Annotated in this window: 15 protein-coding genes and 1 pseudogene; 12 read left to right on the top strand and 4 right to left on the bottom strand. The window is 70.4% G+C overall.

From position 1 onward, the window contains the following. Positions 1-210: pseudogene (locus ACI379_RS03850) on the top strand (sulfate adenylyltransferase subunit CysD); the annotation flags it as partial. Continuing rightward, positions 210-1,511 (top strand): sulfate adenylyltransferase subunit CysN, encoded by a 1,302-nt coding sequence (gene cysN / locus ACI379_RS03845; protein WP_439790742.1) that lies wholly within the window; start codon positions 210-212, stop codon positions 1,509-1,511. The pseudogene ACI379_RS03850 and the gene cysN, both read left to right, overlap by 1 nt. A 78-nt stretch (positions 1,512-1,589) precedes the next feature. Here cysN and ACI379_RS03840 read toward each other — a convergent pair whose 3' ends face one another. Both ACI379_RS03840 and ACI379_RS03835 read right to left on the bottom strand, forming a co-directional pair. After that, positions 1,590-1,898, bottom strand: a complete 309-nt coding sequence (locus tag ACI379_RS03840; protein WP_439790741.1) for an SHOCT domain-containing protein — start codon at positions 1,896-1,898, stop codon at positions 1,590-1,592. Between the two features lie 31 nt (positions 1,899-1,929). Further along, complete coding sequence (locus tag ACI379_RS03835; RefSeq protein WP_439790740.1) at positions 1,930-2,382, bottom strand: DUF6325 family protein; 453 nt, start codon at positions 2,380-2,382, stop codon at positions 1,930-1,932. Between the two features lie 299 nt (positions 2,383-2,681). Between ACI379_RS03835 and ACI379_RS03830 the strand changes: the two genes are divergently transcribed. The 5 genes from ACI379_RS03830 to ACI379_RS03810 all read left to right on the top strand — a co-directional run bounded on the left by ACI379_RS03830 (position 2,682) and on the right by ACI379_RS03810 (position 7,080). Further along, a complete protein-coding gene (locus ACI379_RS03830; RefSeq protein ID WP_439790739.1) occupies positions 2,682-3,581 on the top strand; it encodes a hypothetical protein in 900 nt (299 codons plus the stop codon). A 147-nt stretch (positions 3,582-3,728) separates the two neighbouring features. Then, positions 3,729-4,385, top strand: coding sequence for a response regulator transcription factor (locus ACI379_RS03825; protein ID WP_439790738.1), 657 nt, complete (start codon positions 3,729-3,731; stop codon positions 4,383-4,385). 59 nt (positions 4,386-4,444) lie between these two features. Then, complete coding sequence (locus ACI379_RS03820; RefSeq protein ID WP_439790737.1) at positions 4,445-5,542, top strand: sensor histidine kinase; 1,098 nt, start codon at positions 4,445-4,447, stop codon at positions 5,540-5,542. After that, entirely contained in the window at positions 5,539-6,531 is a 993-nt protein-coding gene (locus ACI379_RS03815; RefSeq protein ID WP_439790736.1) for a hypothetical protein, read from the top strand. The genes ACI379_RS03820 and ACI379_RS03815 overlap by 4 nt, the downstream gene beginning before the upstream one ends. A gap of 153 nt (positions 6,532-6,684) precedes the next feature. Beyond that, positions 6,685-7,080: an SHOCT domain-containing protein gene (locus tag ACI379_RS03810; protein ID WP_439790735.1), complete on the top strand. Its 396-nt coding sequence runs from the start codon at positions 6,685-6,687 to the stop codon at positions 7,078-7,080. A 23-nt stretch (positions 7,081-7,103) separates the two neighbouring features. Here ACI379_RS03810 and ACI379_RS03805 read toward each other — a convergent pair whose 3' ends face one another. Further along, entirely contained in the window at positions 7,104-9,491 is a 2,388-nt protein-coding gene (locus ACI379_RS03805; RefSeq protein WP_439790734.1) for a vWA domain-containing protein, read from the bottom strand. 250 nt (positions 9,492-9,741) lie between these two features. On the opposite strand from ACI379_RS03805, the gene ACI379_RS03800 reads away from it, so the two are divergent. The 3 genes from ACI379_RS03800 (at position 9,742) to ACI379_RS03790 (ending at position 13,016) form a co-directional block, all read left to right on the top strand. Next, entirely contained in the window at positions 9,742-11,109 is a 1,368-nt protein-coding gene (locus ACI379_RS03800) for a sigma-70 family RNA polymerase sigma factor (protein WP_439790733.1), read from the top strand. 370 nt (positions 11,110-11,479) lie between these two features. Further along, entirely contained in the window at positions 11,480-12,130 is a 651-nt protein-coding gene (locus ACI379_RS03795) for a response regulator transcription factor (protein ID WP_439790732.1), read from the top strand. A gap of 376 nt (positions 12,131-12,506) precedes the next feature. After that, positions 12,507-13,016: a hypothetical protein gene (locus tag ACI379_RS03790; RefSeq protein WP_439790731.1), complete on the top strand. Its 510-nt coding sequence runs from the start codon at positions 12,507-12,509 to the stop codon at positions 13,014-13,016. 248 nt (positions 13,017-13,264) lie between these two features. On the opposite strand, the gene ACI379_RS03785 is transcribed toward ACI379_RS03790, so the two are convergent. Further along, positions 13,265-14,080 (bottom strand): hypothetical protein, encoded by an 816-nt coding sequence (locus ACI379_RS03785; RefSeq protein WP_439790730.1) that lies wholly within the window; start codon positions 14,078-14,080, stop codon positions 13,265-13,267. Between the two features lie 209 nt (positions 14,081-14,289). On the opposite strand from ACI379_RS03785, the gene ACI379_RS03780 reads away from it, so the two are divergent. Both ACI379_RS03780 and ACI379_RS03775 read left to right on the top strand, forming a co-directional pair. Next, on the top strand, positions 14,290-15,396 hold the full coding sequence (locus ACI379_RS03780; RefSeq protein WP_439790729.1) for a glycosyltransferase: 1,107 nt from the start codon (positions 14,290-14,292) through the stop codon (positions 15,394-15,396). An 84-nt stretch (positions 15,397-15,480) separates the two neighbouring features. After that, the coding region (locus ACI379_RS03775) for a GDP-mannose 4,6-dehydratase (RefSeq protein WP_439790728.1) at positions 15,481-15,815 on the top strand (335 nt) is incomplete at its 3' end.

The following is a 15,815-nucleotide window of genomic DNA, read 5'->3' as shown; positions in this document are numbered from 1 at the left end:
AGCGGCGAGGTCGTCGAGGAGCGTACGGTCCGGTTCCGTACGTGTGGCGACATGACGCTGACCGGTTGCGTGGAGTCCAAGGCGAGCACCCTGGACGAGATCATCGAGGAGATCTCGGTGGCGCGTCTGACCGAGCGTGGCGCGACCCGTGGTGACGACCGGTTCTCCGAGGCTGCCATGGAGGACCGCAAGAAGGAGGGCTACTTCTGATGAGCACCGTTTCGCCGGTCGAGCTTGTCGAGACCACGCAGAAGCCGCAGATGGACCTGCTCCGCTTCGCCACCGCCGGTTCGGTGGACGACGGCAAGTCGACCCTCATCGGTCGTCTGCTGTACGACAGCAAGTCGATCTTCGCCGACCAGCTCGAGGCCGTGGAGGCCACCTCCGAGGCGAAGGGTCACGACTACGTCGACCTGTCGCTGCTGACCGACGGTCTGCGTTCGGAGCGCGAGCAGGGCATCACGATCGACGTGGCGTACCGCTACTTCGCGACCCCGACCCGCAAGTTCATCATCGCCGACACCCCCGGCCACATCCAGTACACCCGCAACATGGTCACCGGTGCCTCCACCGCCGACCTGGGCCTGGTGCTGGTCGACGCCCGCAACGGTCTGACCGAGCAGTCGCGCCGCCACGCGGTGATCCTGTCGCTGCTGCGGGTCCCGCACCTGGTGCTGGCCATCAACAAGATGGACCTCGTCGACTGGGACGAGAAGATCTACGAGGACATCAAGGCCGAGTTCACGCAGTTCGCGACGAAGCTCAACATCCCCGACCTGGAGATCATCCCGATCTCCGCGCTCAAGGGTGACAACGTCGTCAACCGCTCCGAGAACACCCCGTGGTACGAGGGCCCGACCCTCATGCACCACCTCGAGCACGTGCACGTGGCCTCCGACCGCGACCTGGTCGACGTCCGCTTCCCCGTTCAGTACGTGGTCCGCCCGCACTCGGACGAGTACCACGACTACCGCGGCTACGCCGGCCAGGTGGCCGGTGGCGTGCTGAAGAAGGGCGACGAGGTCGTCGTCCTGCCCTCGGGCATGACGAGCACGATCGAGTCGATCGACCTGTTCGACTCCGAGGTCGACCAGGCGTTCCCGCCGATGTCGGTCACGGTCCGCCTCACCGACGACGTGGACGTGAGCCGCGGCGACATGATCGCCCGCGTCAACAACGCGCCCAAGCCGTCCCAAGACATCGACGCGATGGTCTGCTGGATGACCAACGAGCCCCTGCGGCCGCGCCAGAAGCTCGCCATCAAGCACACGACCCGCTCGGGCCGCGCGCTGGTGAAGGACATCCAGTACCGCCTGGACATCAACACCCTGCACCGCGACCAGGAGACCAAGGAGCTCGGCCTCAACGAGATCGGCCGCGTCCAGCTGCGCACCACCGTGCCGCTGCTGTGCGACCCGTACTCGAAGAACCGCACCACCGGCTCGTTCATCCTGATCGACGAGGCCACCGGCGTCACCGTCGGCGCCGGCATGATCAACACCGGCAGCTGACCCACTGACGGGCTCGACCAGCGATCAGCTGGTCGGGCCCGTCGTGCATTTCGCTGGTCCCGTAGGTCGACGATGCGCTCAGCCGCCGAGGACCAGCGCCTTCTGGGCCGCGAACTCCGCGTCGGTGAGCACACCCTGCTCCTTGAGCGCGGCGAGCTGGGTGAGCTGGGCGATACGTTCGTCCATGTCGGCGACGGAAGCCGGCGCGACGGGGGCGGGGGCGGCCACCGGGGCAGGGGCCACCGGCGCAGGGGCGGCCGGGTACGCCTCCCGCTGCGCCTGCTGGGCCCAGCGGCCGGCCTGGCGGCGAGAGACGTTGTTCGACACGGCGGTCGCGGTACCGGCGATGACCGCGGTACGGGCGACACCTCGAAGTAGTCCTGGCATGGTCTTCTCCTGTGGCTCGGGGGTGGCGGGGTCAGCCCGCTGCGGCCTCGGCCGCGGCGAGGAGGGCCTGGACGGGAACACGACCGCTGGCGACCAGCTGCGCTCCGCCTCGACGGAGTGCCGTGGCCAGAGGTGCGGCCCAGAGGTTCTCGTACACGATGACGCAGGCGGACTTGCCCGCCTCGATGACGCTGGCGGCGTCGTTCAGGTCGTCGGCGTCGAGCAGACCGGACGAGACGCCCTCGAAGACGGTGAGGTCGAGGACGCCGTCGCCGTCGACGTCGCGCAGCTCGACGGCGGTGAGCGTGCCCTGCTCGTCGCGGGCCAGGAAGGCCAGGTCGAGGATGCGGACGATGCCACCGTCCACGAGCCCCACCAGGTGGCCGAACGCCTCACCGGTGACGCGGTCCTGATCGAACTCGATCACCATGTAGTCGACGGGGCCCATCTCGTCGAGCTCAGGATCGACTGTCTTGTCAGTCACTGGTGTCCTCCTCAGAACGGGGCGGGTGTGCCCGCTCTCAGGATAGGTTCCTGGCGCGCGGGCGGCACCTGTTCTCACCAGGTCCCCCCGGACCGGCGTGACCAACTGCGCCGGCATCGTCAACACGGGCACTTGCTCGGCAGACGGTGCCGGCATGTGCCCCACCTCACGCTGCGTATCCCGTCGTTTCGGCCATGCCGTCGGCGCTCCCGGTACTTTGGGTGGCTGATCAGCGCTCCACACGCCACTCGGGATCGTCGGCGGCGCCCGCCCCACCATCTCGTCCCAGGAGCACCTGCATGTTCGAAGGATCCCCCGACCGATCGGCCCACGAGGGAACCCCGTCGGCAAGGGACCTGAACCGTCGTACGGTCCTGCGCACCGCCGCGTGGGCCCTCCCAGCGGTCACTGCCGCCAGTGCCGTGCCGGCGTTCGCCGCGACACCTCTGGAGCCGGTCTGCTCGACCGTCACCGCGACGTTCGCGACCTGGTCGACGACCTCGGGCGCGATCGCCAATAGCGGCAACACGGGTTGGCTGAAGCGCGGGACGTACGGCGGCCAGTTCATCTCCGCCAACGAGGCCCAGTGGTTCAACGGGACCGGTACGCAGGGGCCGGGCCGGACCAACGAGCCCGACGGTTCGTTCATCTCGTTCGCCAACAACAACAGCCAGAGCGCGCCCGCCGTCGTGACCGTCTCGTACAACTTCACGATGGACGGCCCTGGGGTCGTCGACGTCGCGGGCACCCTGAAGTTCGGGTACGGCAACTCCGGTTCCAACCCTCAGTGGACCGAGCGTCAGCTCGTCGACGTCGAGCTGGTCGACAACGGCATCGTGCACCCGCTGGCCCGGCTGGGCCACCAACGCAAGGGCACCGCGGCCAACGCCGACGCCGCCGTCTACCTGCCCGCCAACGCCAACGCCACGACGTACGGCGCGATGGCGAGCAGCGACGCGAGCTTGCGCGCCTCGGGCTACGTCCTGCACCTCGCGAGCGGCTCGGGCGGCCACAGCACGGTGGCGTCATACGGCCCCTCCGCCCCGGTCACCCTCGGCGGCACCGCCGGGACGTCCCGCACGATCACCATCAACTACAAGCTGACCCTGCCGCGCCGCCACACGGCCGCCGGTGTCAGCACGGTCAACGACGACGTGATCCTGAACCCGCCGACGGTCAACGTCTACTGCACGCCGTGACCCTCGTGGGCTGAGCCCTCCGCTGGTCGAGCCTGTCGCGACCACGCGGCCAGCCTCCGTCGCCGCAGCCAGCGGTCAAACTGCTCACCCCTGGAGTCAGCGGTCGCTATATTCGCAAGGGACCTCTCGGCTGAGCGAAAGTCGCAGATGAAGAACACCATCGGCATCGTTGATGACCACCCAGCCGTGTCGCTGGGCGTGGCCAGCATCCTCAACGCACAGCGCGGGCTTCTCGTCGCGGCCACGGCTGGAACCGTCCGCGAACTGATCGACGCCGAGATCCCCCTCGACCTCGTCCTGCTCGACCTCCAGCTCGCTGACCGGTCGACACCGGGCGAGAACGTGCGCCTCATCCACCGCACGCTGACCCCTCAGGTGCTCGTGTACACCGCTGGCGACCGCCCCGAGCTCGTGCGGGAGGCGAGCCGTGCGGGGGCCCTCGGCATGGTGCGCAAGTCCGAGGACCCGGTCGCGCTGGTGGCGGCCGTCCGCGCTGCGCTCGGCGGCGAGACGGCCGCGACCCCGGAGTGGGCTGCCGCGCTCGACCACGACTCCGCCTTCGTCAAGGCCCAGCTCAGCGCCCGGGAGGCCGAGGTGCTGAGCCTGTACGCCTCGGGCGAGACGGCGGAACGGGTGGCGCAGCTGCTCTTCATCAGCCGTGAGACGGTGATCGACCACATCCGCCGCATCCGGACGAAGTACGCCGAGGTCGACCGCCCGGCACCCACCAAGGTGGATCTGTTTCGTCGCGCTGTCGAGGACGGTCTGGACGTGGCACCACGCGACGGCTCCCCCCGACCGTGACACCGCTCGAGCGCGTCGACAGGCGGCTTGCCTGCCTGATCGCGTTGGGTGGCCTGGTCATGATCGGGAGCCGCGTGGGCGTGATCGCCGAGCAGCGCACCCTGTTCGCGCCAGGGTGGTACTGGGCGGGGGTGGCCACCGTCGTTGCGATGTGCGTGATCGGCCTGCTCGGCTGGTTCATGCCGGTCGGCCTCGTCCGCCGGCTCTGTGTCGCCGTACCGACGGCCTCGCTGCTCCTCCAGCTCACCAGCTTCGGGGCCTTCATCGGCCCCGATCCCGAGGTTCTGCCGTGGGTGTGGTCCTTGGAGGCGGCCGCGATCACGCTGCTGGTGGTGGTGCTGCCCGCCCGATGGGCCGTCGCTGCGCTGCTCGTCTCCGCGGTCTCCGTGTCGGCCTCGGCGTGGGCGTTCCTCGGTCACGTGCCTCACACGGTGCTGGCGGTGACGCCCGTCCACGTGGGCAACGTGGCGTTCGTCGCGATCTTCGTGGGGGTGCGGCACAGGCTGATGTCCCTGTCGGTCGCCGAGGAGGCGGCACGGGAGGCTCACGAGCGACAGGTCCACGCCGAGGCTCGCGCACAGCGACAGAGGGAGCTTCGTGGCGTGGTGCACGACGAAGTGCTGTCGGTGCTCATCGCCGCGCGCTACTTCCGAGGCTCCCCTCCCGCGGCGCTCACCGGAGCCGCGGCCCACGCTCTGGACGTCCTGGCGCTGGCGACGGAGGGCGCGGAGCCCGCGGCGTCAGGGGAGGCGACCGTGGACGAACGCTCCGCTCTGGACTCCCTGGCTGCGCACGCCGTACGGACCGCTCCGCACGTCGAGTTGTCCGTCTCCGCGCCGATCCGCGGGGCCGAGGTGCCGCTGCGTGTGGTCGACGGGATGGGTCGGGCGATGGCCGAGGCCCTGCGCAACGCCGACCGGCACGCCCGGGCGACCACGGTGAGGGTGAACCTCCGGGTGGACGGACCGATCGACACGCCGCGTTTCGTCGTGCGGGTCATCGACGACGGGCGCGGGTTTGCAGAGACGCACGGGGACGAGGCACGGCTCGGGATCCGCTCCAGCATCCTCGAGCGGATGCGGGACCTCGGTGGCTCCGCCGACGTGCTCTCCTCCCCCGGCGCCGGGACGGAGGTGACCCTGACGTGGCCGAGGTGAGACCTGACCCGCTGGGCGGCGCTGGCCTGGCCACGCCGATGGCGCGCGCGGCGCTGCTGGCCGGCTGGGTAGCGAGCCTGTTCGGGGCCGTGCTGGACGCCCAGGTGCCGGCCCCGACCCCGGCAGTGGTCGTGGGCTTCGCGGCGGCCCTGCTGGGAGCCTTGTGTCTCACCCACCCTGTTCAGCGCAAGCTGTCACCTCGCTGGGCGGCCGCCGTGGTGGCCTGCGCGGCGGTGAGCGGCGCGTCCGTGCTGACCGGTCAGGTGTGGAGCGGTGAGACCCGCCTCTTCAACTTCGCCTCGTACCTGGCCGCGCTGCTCGTCGCTCGGGGCAACCCGGTGGCGGGGCTGGGGACGGGGGCCGGGCTGGTCGTCGGCGCGGGCGTGTGGAGTGCGTTCACCGCACAGCCCACCTCCGCGATCGCCGCCTTGGTGCTGGTGCCAGCCACCGCGCTGGTCCTCGGCACCCTGTGGCGAGTGGTGCTGGTGGCGATGCTGCGACGCGAGCGGGTGCACCACGCGGTGGTCGCGCGGACCGAGGCGCAGTTGCGTGCCGAGCAGGAGGCGACGGCGTCACACCGTGCCGAGATGTCTGAGGTACGGCGGCAGGCCGCACCCGTGCTGGCTGGCCTTGCGTCCGGCGAGGTCATCGACGACGCGCTCGCGCACGACGCCTCGGTCCTCGAGGCGACGTTGCGCGACCGGATCACCCATCCGCAGTTCCAGGAGCCCTCCGTGGTCGCCGCGGTGGAGCGGGCGCGAGCCCGCGGTGTGACCGTCACCCTCCTGGTCGAGGGGGCCTCCGCACCGGGCCCGGAGCTCAGTGCCGACCTGGCGGCCGCCATCGACGGCAGCGACGCGGGGGCCGTCGTGCTGCGACGGCCCCCCGGGGCCGAGAGCGACACCACGCTGGTCCTGACCAGGAACGGTTCCACCTCACGGCTCACCTTCGGCGCCGGAGGGGACCTGTCTCCGACAGCCGACTCCTAGCCCGGGAAGAACCCCCAGCAGTGGGGGTACCCACCGCAGCGAGTGCTCCCTACCGTGAGGGTGCCGCCCCAGCTTGCGAGCTGGGTCGCCTCATCGCGCCCGAACACCGGCGCCCCAGGCGCCTCGGGCACCCCCTACCCAAGGAGTCTTGCCATGCCCGACTACTGGTCCTCGATTTGGGACACCCTCTGGTGGGCCATCACCGCGTTCGCGTTCCTGGCATACCTGATGGCCCTGTTCAGCATCATCTCGGACCTCTTCCGCGATCGCGAGATGGGCGGCGCCAAGAAGGCCGTCTGGCTGGTCTTCCTCGTCTTCCTGCCCTTCCTCACGGCTCTGGTCTACCTCGTCCTGCGGGGTGCCGGCATGGCAGCCCGCGCCGCCCGTCAGGAGCAGCTCGTCAAGGCCGCAGCGGACGACTACATCCGCTCCGTGGCTGGCGGTCCGGCCACGGAGATCGCGCAGGCACAGGCACTGCTTGATGCGGGTGCGATCACCGCTGACGAGTTCGAGCGGCTCAAGGCTGGCGTGCTGAAGGACCTGCGGTGAGCTCAGCCGCCTGACCGCGGCTCTCAGCGGTGCCGGCGTCCGCGGCGCCCGATCCAGTACGCGCCGCGGACGGCGTACACGAGCAGTGCGCCTGCGGCCGGCACCATCCACAGGGCCCCACCCCCGGCCCGCGGGAGCGGGGGGTGGGCCTGCTCGTCCCCGGCGACGTCCGAGGGCTGCGCACCACCGGTGGCCGGTGGGGTCGTGCGTACCGGGTGGGTGGTACACGCCCGCGCCCGGGCGAAGCACGTCGACGACGGTGTCCCACCCCTGCGGGTCACGACGTTGAGGAGGTGGTCGTCGCCGTGTCCGGTGACGTGCACCCGTACGGCGTACCGGATGCGCACGACGGAGCCCGGCGCCTGGGTGCCGGTGACGCTGAAGGCGCCTTCCTCCAGCGGCGAGACGCTGAGCCCGTGGCCCGGGCCGTCGAGCGCGGGAGAGCTGACGAGGACGGCGTCGTCGAGGACGCCATCGAGGTGGTCGACGAACCCGACGGCTCGCGGGGACGTGGCCGTATTGCGGAAGGTGAGCAGGTAGCTCACCTCCTGGCCGTCCACCACGTCGCTGCCGGACGCGGGAACGGCGGTCTTCTCCACACTGACGGTGCGGGCGCGGTCGGGACTGTGCCGGGTCGGACGGACGTAGACCACGCACCGCACGGGACCGGACCGGTCCACGCGGACACTGAAGCCCGGGCCCTGGGCTCCCCTGGCGTTCGTCACGGGCACCCGGGCCCCGTTCCGCGTGCTTGTGCAGACGGCGTCAGCACCGTCGACCTGCACGACCTCTGTTCCGCGGCCCGGGCCTGTGACCTCCACGCGGCCGGCGGTCACGGAGGGGTCGAAGGACAGCGCGAACGTCGTTCTGCCCCCAGCCCCCGTCACGCGTGTGCCGCGGGACCCGAGGGAGACTCCCTGTGTCGAGGTGGAGGCGCTGACGGCGTACCCGCGAGCGGGGGTGGAGACGGCGGCGAGCTGCGCAGCGGTCATGCCCCTCACGACGTCCGCGGAGTCCTCCACCGTGCGCGCCGTGACCGTCAGGCTGCTCGTGCAGGACGTGTCCGCGAGGCCCCGCAGGGCGGAGACCGCCTCTCTCCAGTCGCCGGACTGTACGTAGTCGACGCCCGCGTTCTCGCCGGAGATGGCGCGCAGGTTGGCGGCGGTGGCCGGGGAGGCAACCCCGGGGCCCACCCCGACGGCGACGATCCGGGTACCCGAGGCCTTCAATGCGTTGGCGGAGAAGATGCCGTGATCGAGGTCCTGGTAGGAGGAGAGTGCCCCGTCCCCGGCCGCATCCCGCGCCACCGTCGGGTTCCCGTCGGTCAACACGACCACGAGGTCGTAGTCGGCGTCGGCCCCGGCGACCGTCGCCAGTCCTGCGTCCCAGTTGGTGGCACCCCCGGGGGCCCACGACGCGTACCGAGCCTTGGCTGCGCGGGCCTGCGAGGGCGTGGCCACGGGCAGCAGGTCGGGGTGGTTGCTCCCGCCCGTCGCGGGACTCCCGGAGGAGAAGGAGAAGCTCGCGACCCGTGCCGGGGTGCCCCTCAGAGCGTCGATGAAGTCGTCCATCGCGGCTCTCGCGGAGGCGACCCCGCTGACGCCGAGTGATCCGGAGAGATCGGTGAGGACAGCGACGTCCAGCTCGCAGCCGGCGCTCAGCTTCGGGTTTCGCCTCGACTGGCTCCACAGCCCGGTGGTCCGGCTGACGGTGCCTGCGTACGCCGGACGTGGGCTCGCGCCGGGTTCTGGTACCGCTCGCATGAACCCCGTGTCGGGGTCAGCCTCGTCCCAGTCCGAAAAGGTTGCGCCGGTGGGCCCGAACGTGCCGGTCGAGCGGTAGACGGTGCCGGGGCGCAGCTCCCTGAAGGTCCGGAACCGGTACTCCCAGCTGCTCGCTCGGGTCGCCGAGGCGTCGCCGAGCCGTACGGCAGGGTTGGCGTACCAGCCCTGCGGAGCGTCGCCGTCCTGGACCACCCAGAACCTGGTGTCGGGCTCCACTCCCGTCGCGTCCGGCTGCCCGCCGTCTCGCACGGGAATCTCGAAGGTGCACTCCCCCGCGGCGTCCGAGACACAGGTGACCCACCTCCACCGCGGGTCGTACGACTCGCCAACCTCCCCCTGCTGACCGTCAGCCGTGGAGGGTGTCCCCGACCCGTACAGGCGCAGCCGGACCCCCTGGACGCCGCGGACGGCGCTGCCCTCTCGGTCGCCCCCGACCATGACGCTGATCACTGCGTTCCCCGCACCCCAGGGCGCACCGGCGGCGGGTACGGCAGGCAGGACCGCGATCACGCCAGCCAGCGCCACCGCACCGAGAACGATCCGAGGTGCCGACGACGCCTCCCCGGCCCGGAGTCCGAACGCACCGTTCACGGGCGGGCCGTCGCGGAGGCGAGAGTCAGCAGTCATGGGTTCACTTCCGTCGGTCGTCGGCCACCGGGAGCGTCACCCGGAACTGCGACGGAACACGACGGGTCGGCCCGCGGCCACCTCTTCCCCCAGTCCGGGGGGTGCCCGTCGGGCTGGTCCCCCACAGACGGGGGACGACATCTCGCCCGGACCTCTCCCATCGTCCCATGGGTGCCTCAACAGTCCGGTTGCGCATGCCCCGTGGGCCGACCCGGACCGCCCACGCCCGTCCTGAGAGTCGGAGAGGTCCATGAGTCATCAACCCGACGCCCTGTCCGGCTCTCTCGTAGAGGCGGAGGAGCACACCCTGATCGCTGCGGCACGGGCCGGGCACTCCGGAGCCGTGGACGAGCTCTTCCGGAGGCACCACCCTGTCGCCGTGGCGCTGGCCACGCGTCTCGCCGGGCCGAGCCACGGCGAGGACCTCGCAGCCGAGGCGTTCGCCAAGGTGGCTGCCCTGATGGCCCGGGGCAAGGGGCCGCAGGTGGCGTTCCGCGCCTACTTGCTGACGACGGTGCGGAGCCTCAACGTCGATCGGCTGCGTATGACCCGCACGGTGCCCGTCGCCGATTTCGACGACGAGCTGCTGGAGCACCACGAGGACGAGGTCGACGCGCGCCTGGAGAACGGAGCGATCTCCAGGGCCTTCGCTGCTCTCCCGGAACGGTGGCGGACGGTGCTGTGGCACACCGAGGTGAACGGGGAGTCGCTCGCCGAGGTCGGCGACCGTCTCGGCATGAGGCCCAACGCTGTGGCCCAACTGAGCTACCGGGCCCGGGAGGGACTGCGGGAGGCGTACCTGGCCGACCACATCAACGCCGCGTCCGCCACCGGGTGTCGCGAGACGTTGGCACTCCTGCCGAAGTACGCCCGTGGCGCGATGCGTCCGCGCAACGCCGGTCGGGTGGAGGAACACCTGGAGCGATGCGCGTCCTGCACGGAGGTCCTGGCGGAGCTGCGGGAGGTCAACACGACGCTCGGAGCGCTGCTGTTCCCTGCGGGCGCTGGCCTGGTGACGCTGTCCGGCACGGGCTCCTTGCCGCCCTCGCCGGCGCCGTCAGGCCCCGGTACGGCTTCGCGGCTGCGCGGCGTACTGACGGGACTTGCAAGCGCAGGGGCTGCGGCTGCTCTGGTGGCGCTCGTGGTGGCGCGGGGGCCGGTGGACAGCAGCCCAGCCGTCGATGTCCCCTCGGCCCCGCGGTCCACGGGGGCGGGTGCCGCGCTGGCCCCGACGGAGGTCAGGGTCGGTTCGTTGACGGCCTCCGACCTGGGAACCTCAGCGGGCCGGTGGGTGCACGTGAGCGTCCCGCTGGTGGCGACGTCCGCCGCGCGAGAGCGGTCTTTGGAGCCGCTGAGCATGACACTGGAGCTGGAGGGGGTCGCCCGGCACGCGGTGCACACCAACCCGACGTTCGGCCACTGGAGGTGCGTGGGGTCCGCCCGGGTCCTCACGTGCAGGTTGCCGCGCCGGGCGCACGGGACATCGCTGGATCTGGGCATAGACCTGGTCCGCGTAGGAGGGAGCCGGCTCGTGGTCTCGGCAACGCTCCGCCAGGGGGACGGAGCCAGCGAGCGCACGGGGACGCTCATCCTGGAGCCTGACCCGGATCGCTCGTAATGCATCGGCACCACTTCGGTCTCACTTCGTGACGGGGTCTTCCGGCCCTGCCACTCACTCCGACGTGGAGTGGGTCACCACGCTCTGCCACGGAGGACCCCGTGATCCCATGTCCAGGCTTCGACGGCGCGGCGTCCGACGCGGCCGTACGTGCCGTGATCGACACGATGGTGCGAGAGGGGACGCGAGATCTGGGCCGCCCTCACGTCGTCATCGTCCGCCACCCCGACGGGACCATCCTGGGTGTCCTTGGGCCGTGCCCCGACGCATTGTCGGCCGCCGTGGCAGCGGAGCGGGAGTGCCGGTCGGCGGAGCGTGAGGGCGTCCACTTCAGCGTGGCGCTCGCCCCTCTGCTCGCTCCCACCCCGGCGTGAGCCACCGGATCGGGATCGTCGACGGCCATCCCGCGATGATCCTCGGGGTGGCGAGCATCCTCAACGCCCAGGACGGTCTCCATGTGGCGGTGACGGCGAGCTGCGTCGCGGATCTGCTCGAGACGGACGTCCGGCTCGATCTCGTGCTGCTGGACCTCAGCCTGGTGGCCGGGGGCACGCCCGCCGAGAACGTCGCGCTGGTGCGACGTCTGGCGGCGCCACTCGTGCTCGTCCACGTCGATGCCCACCCGCAGCGTCTCGTGCGCGAAGCCCTGTCGGCCGGCGCTGCCGGTGCTGTTCGGAAGTCGGAGAGTCCCGCCGTCCTGGCCCGGGTGGTCCGCGCAGCGTTGAACCGTGGCACGGCGGCCGTGACGGGGGTGGCCGCGCCGGCGGTCCTGGACAGGGTCGTACGGCCCTCGCTGACCTCGCGGGAGGCGGAGGTGCTGACGCTGTACGCGGGAGGTCTGACGGCAGCGGAGGTTGCCCAGCACATCTTCGTCAGTCGCGAGACCGTGATCGACCACATCCGCAGGATCCGGGCGAAGTACACCGAGGTCGGCCGGTCGGCACCGAGCAAGGTGGCTCTGTACCGGCGTGCCGTGGAGGACGGCCTCGAGGTGCGTTCCGTGGCTGACGGCCCGCCTTGAGCCGCCCAGCGCGCGGCGGGCCCCCACTGCTGGGGGTTCCGGGTTCCAGAGATGGGGGTTGTGGCCCCTATCGCGTCATGCCTCTTCCGCTGACACGTAGGACGGATGGGGCGGTATCGCCACGCGCTCCGCGCAAGGCCGCCCAGGACCATCCGCAGAGAAGACAGAAGGACACCAGACGTGAACCACGACAGCTCGACCGGGACCCCGGTCGGAATCGATCGCCGGAAGCTCGCGAGGGGCGCCGCGTGGTCGGTGTCGGCGATCACGTTGGTCACCGCCGCCCCAGCGTTTGCCAGCTCGCCAGCCACCTGCACCAACCCCGTGGACAGTTCCTCGGTGGTGTTGGGCCTCTTCAGCTCGACTGGAATGACCAGTGCCGGGAACCACCACGCTCTCGTTCGGCTCGAACCCGAACGCCAACGGCACAGGCACCGGCGGCATGCCTGCCTTCTACGTGCGCTCGACGCCGAGCGGCCGGCCGTACACCGTCACCCAGCTGACGTACACGTTCGAGTGGCCGGTGCAGCACAACGTCAATGCCGCCTCCTTCACCTCTGGGATGGGTACCAACTTCGAGTGGGCGTACCTCGGCCCCTTCCAGGACGCGAGCAACCGGACACGCCACAAGTACCAGCTGTCCCTCAAGGCGGGCGTCACGAAGAGCGCTGTTTCGCAGGCGACGGCCTCCCTCGGATACCTCGACGCGGCGGCCCCCTTCACCAAGTGGTCGTTCTCCGCGACGCCGGCATCCAACGTCGCCTTCAGCCAACTTGCCCCGGTCAACCCGACCGTGACGTACAGCTACTTCTTCACCGACATGGATGAAGCGTGCAACGGCAGCAGCGCGAACCCGATCACGGGCGTGGAGAAGCGCAGCTGGTAGTCCGGCCCCTCGGGGACGGGGCCGGGGCCGCGACCGGGCACTCCCCCCGCCTGGCGCGGTCGGGCGGCGGCGGACCACCCATCCGCCGCCGCCGCGTCCCCTCGAAGCCGGCATGACCAACACCGGCAGCTGATCGACGGACCCGCTGACGGGCCCGTCGCGCATTTCGCTGGACGTGATCACGCTGGTCGAGCCTGTCGAGACCGAGGCCCGAACGAGGGCTCGCTCGGGCGCGCGCATCCCGGGTCTCAGCGGCAGAGATTCTTCTCCACGTACGAGCGGAAGCTGTCTGCCGCGCCTCCCGCGAGACCCATCTCCAGGACCATGTTGGTCGCTTCGATCTCGATCTGGTCCGGACCGTCCTTGCAGACGAGGTGCGCCATGCCCACCAGCTCCCCCGAACCAGCCAAGGCATCGGGCCACGTCTTCGAAACGAAGGCCTCCAGCGCTTCGACGGATGCCATGAGATCGTCGGAGGCGAACACCGTCAGGTCGTCGGCGTACTCGGGGCACACCCCCGCTGCCAGGTCAAGGACGGCAGTGGTGTCCGTCGCCACCCCGCCTCCGTTGTCCACGTCGAGGGCAACGTCGTACGGGCTCAGGTCCCCGTTCTGGGCGTTGAAACAGGTCTCAGCAGCCATGGCCTTGTGCAGGTTGCTCCGAGTGTCACTGCCCTCAACCTCGGTTGACTCGAAGATCTCCGAGCGCAGCTTCAGGAGCAGCTTTCCGTTGTCGGCGAAGGCTTCCGGTAGCTCGCCGCACTCCTCGAGGTGTCGCCGCACAGTCTGCTCGTCCTCGTCGCGGGGGTTGTGCTCGTACCACGTCGACAGGGCCTCGCAGTCTGGGCCCGACGCCAGAAACTGTTCGCGGTTGGCGATCGTGAACGTTTCCGCGTCCTCGGTTGCTGACGGAGTGGACTCCGCCGACTTCTCAGCGTTTCCCTCCCCTCCCCCACCGCCACACGCGGTCACCAGCAGGACGACAGCCCCCATCGCTGCCAGGAGGCGGAGACTCCGGGCGCTGGGCTTGCCAGGATGAACCAGAATTGGGGTGTCACGTTTCATGGCTCGCACACTCTCATCAGGCGTCGTGGTCGTCCCCGGAAACCAAGAAATGTCATCCGCCGCACCCCTGAGCGACCTGGCCCGCTCCCCCGGAGCCCGACCGCTCACCCGCTCGTACTGATGCGCAGTCACATTGGCCGGATCTTGCCCGCCACCTCACCCATGAGACCACGTACGTCGTGACCCCGGGCAACCTAGACTCCGGCCCTGTGACCGTGCTCATCAGCGCCGCCAACCTCCGGGTCGGCGGAGGCGTCCAGGTGGCGTCGTCGTTCCTCGATGAGCTGGCGTTCCTGCGTACGGACGAGCAGGCCCTGCTGACGTTCCCGTGGCTGGCCGGCGCCCTGGTCGTACGGGCCTCCTCGGCTGTGCTGGCGGACACGCGGCCCGAGACGGCGGCAGCGCTGGACGTGCACGAGCACGACGCTCGCCTGGACGTGGCGGCCCGGCGGCTGCCCCGGGTGGAGGTGTCGTTCACCCTGTTCGGGCCCGAGTACGTCCCCCTGCGCGCACGGCACCGCATCGTCGGGTTCGCCGACGGCACGTCGCTGTTCCCCGAGCGGGTGCCGGAGGTGATGCGGCGCAGCGCATGGCGTCAGGCCGTACGCCGGGCCGTCTCCCGCCACCGCTTCTCGCGCGCGGACACGATCGTCACGGAGACGGACGTGATGGCGCGGGCGCTGGTGGAACGGTGGGGCGTCTCGCGGGAGAGGGTGCACGTCGTCCCGAACACGACGCACGGCGTGTTTGAGCGCCCCGAGACGTGGGCCCCGTCGCCGTTGACGCGCTCCGACGACCTGCCCCACGTCCTGTACGTCACGCGCGGGTACCCGCACAAGAACCTCGCCGTGCTGGGTCCGGTCGGTGACCGGCTGGCGGCGCTGGGGCGGCCGGTCCGGTTCGTGCTGACCCTCGCCGAGCACGAGTGGGAGGCACTCCCCGCCGCCGCGCGCGCACACAGCGTCAATCTGGGACCGGTGAAGGTCACCGAGCTGGGACACCTGTACTCATCCTGCGACGCCTCGTTCTTCCCCAGTCTTCTGGAGACGTTCTCGGTCACCCCGCTGGAGGCGCTGCGCACGGGCACTCCCCTGGCCGCCTCCGACCGGGACTTCGTACGCAACGTGGCCGGCGACGTGCCCTACTACGCCGACCCCGAGGACCCGATCGCCCTCGCCGACGCGCTTGCGCAGGCGCTGGACCACGGCCGCGACGAACGGGTGGCCGAGGGTGTACGCGCCGCGCGCTCCTGGCCTGCGGCGCGAGAGCGTGCGTTGGCCTACCTCGGGTTGATCGACGGGGCCTTGCGGCGCTGAGGCGTAACGCGCAATCCCACGCTGGCTGCTCTGATCGTTGGGGAACCGGACAGCAACCAATCGAGAGATGGGAGAATCCTGTCCATGCGCGTCTTGGTGACTGGCTCTGCTGGGTTCATTGGCTACCACATGTCCAAACGCCTTCTCGAGGACGGTCACACCGTCCTCGGGCTGGATGCGGTGACCGATTACTACGACGTCTCCCTGAAGGAGGCGCGCCTGGCCGAACTGGGCGCCAGCGACGCCTACACCCACCGCAGGACTCGTCTCGAGGACGCCACCGGTGTTCGTCTCGCGTTCGAGGAGAGCCAGCCGGACATCGTGATCCACCTGGCCGCCCAGGCCGGAGTGCGATATGCCTTGGAAGAGCCGCGCACGTACGTAGACAGCAACATCGTAGGCAAATTCAACGTTCTCGA

This window comes from Nocardioides sp. (genome assembly GCF_051876515.1).
Classification (GTDB): Bacteria; Actinomycetota; Actinomycetes; order Propionibacteriales; family Nocardioidaceae; genus Nocardioides.
Note: the sequence above shows the minus strand (reverse complement) of the source record. Positions and strands in the feature narration are given on the sequence as shown.

Coding starts and splice junctions, on each gene's coding strand:
- cysN (WP_439790742.1), top strand. CDS start 210: ATGAGCACCGTTTCGCCGGTCGAGCTTGTCGAGACCACGCAGAAGCCG.
- ACI379_RS03805 (WP_439790734.1), bottom strand. CDS start 9,491: ATGACTGCTGACTCTCGCCTCCGCGACGGCCCGCCCGTGAACGGTGCG.
- ACI379_RS03820 (WP_439790737.1), top strand. CDS start 4,445: ATGATCGGGAGCCGCGTGGGCGTGATCGCCGAGCAGCGCACCCTGTTC.
- ACI379_RS03825 (WP_439790738.1), top strand. CDS start 3,729: ATGAAGAACACCATCGGCATCGTTGATGACCACCCAGCCGTGTCGCTG.
- ACI379_RS03830 (WP_439790739.1), top strand. CDS start 2,682: ATGTTCGAAGGATCCCCCGACCGATCGGCCCACGAGGGAACCCCGTCG.
- ACI379_RS03810 (WP_439790735.1), top strand. CDS start 6,685: ATGCCCGACTACTGGTCCTCGATTTGGGACACCCTCTGGTGGGCCATC.
- ACI379_RS03800 (WP_439790733.1), top strand. CDS start 9,742: ATGAGTCATCAACCCGACGCCCTGTCCGGCTCTCTCGTAGAGGCGGAG.
- ACI379_RS03785 (WP_439790730.1), bottom strand. CDS start 14,080: ATGAAACGTGACACCCCAATTCTGGTTCATCCTGGCAAGCCCAGCGCC.
- ACI379_RS03840 (WP_439790741.1), bottom strand. CDS start 1,898: ATGCCAGGACTACTTCGAGGTGTCGCCCGTACCGCGGTCATCGCCGGT.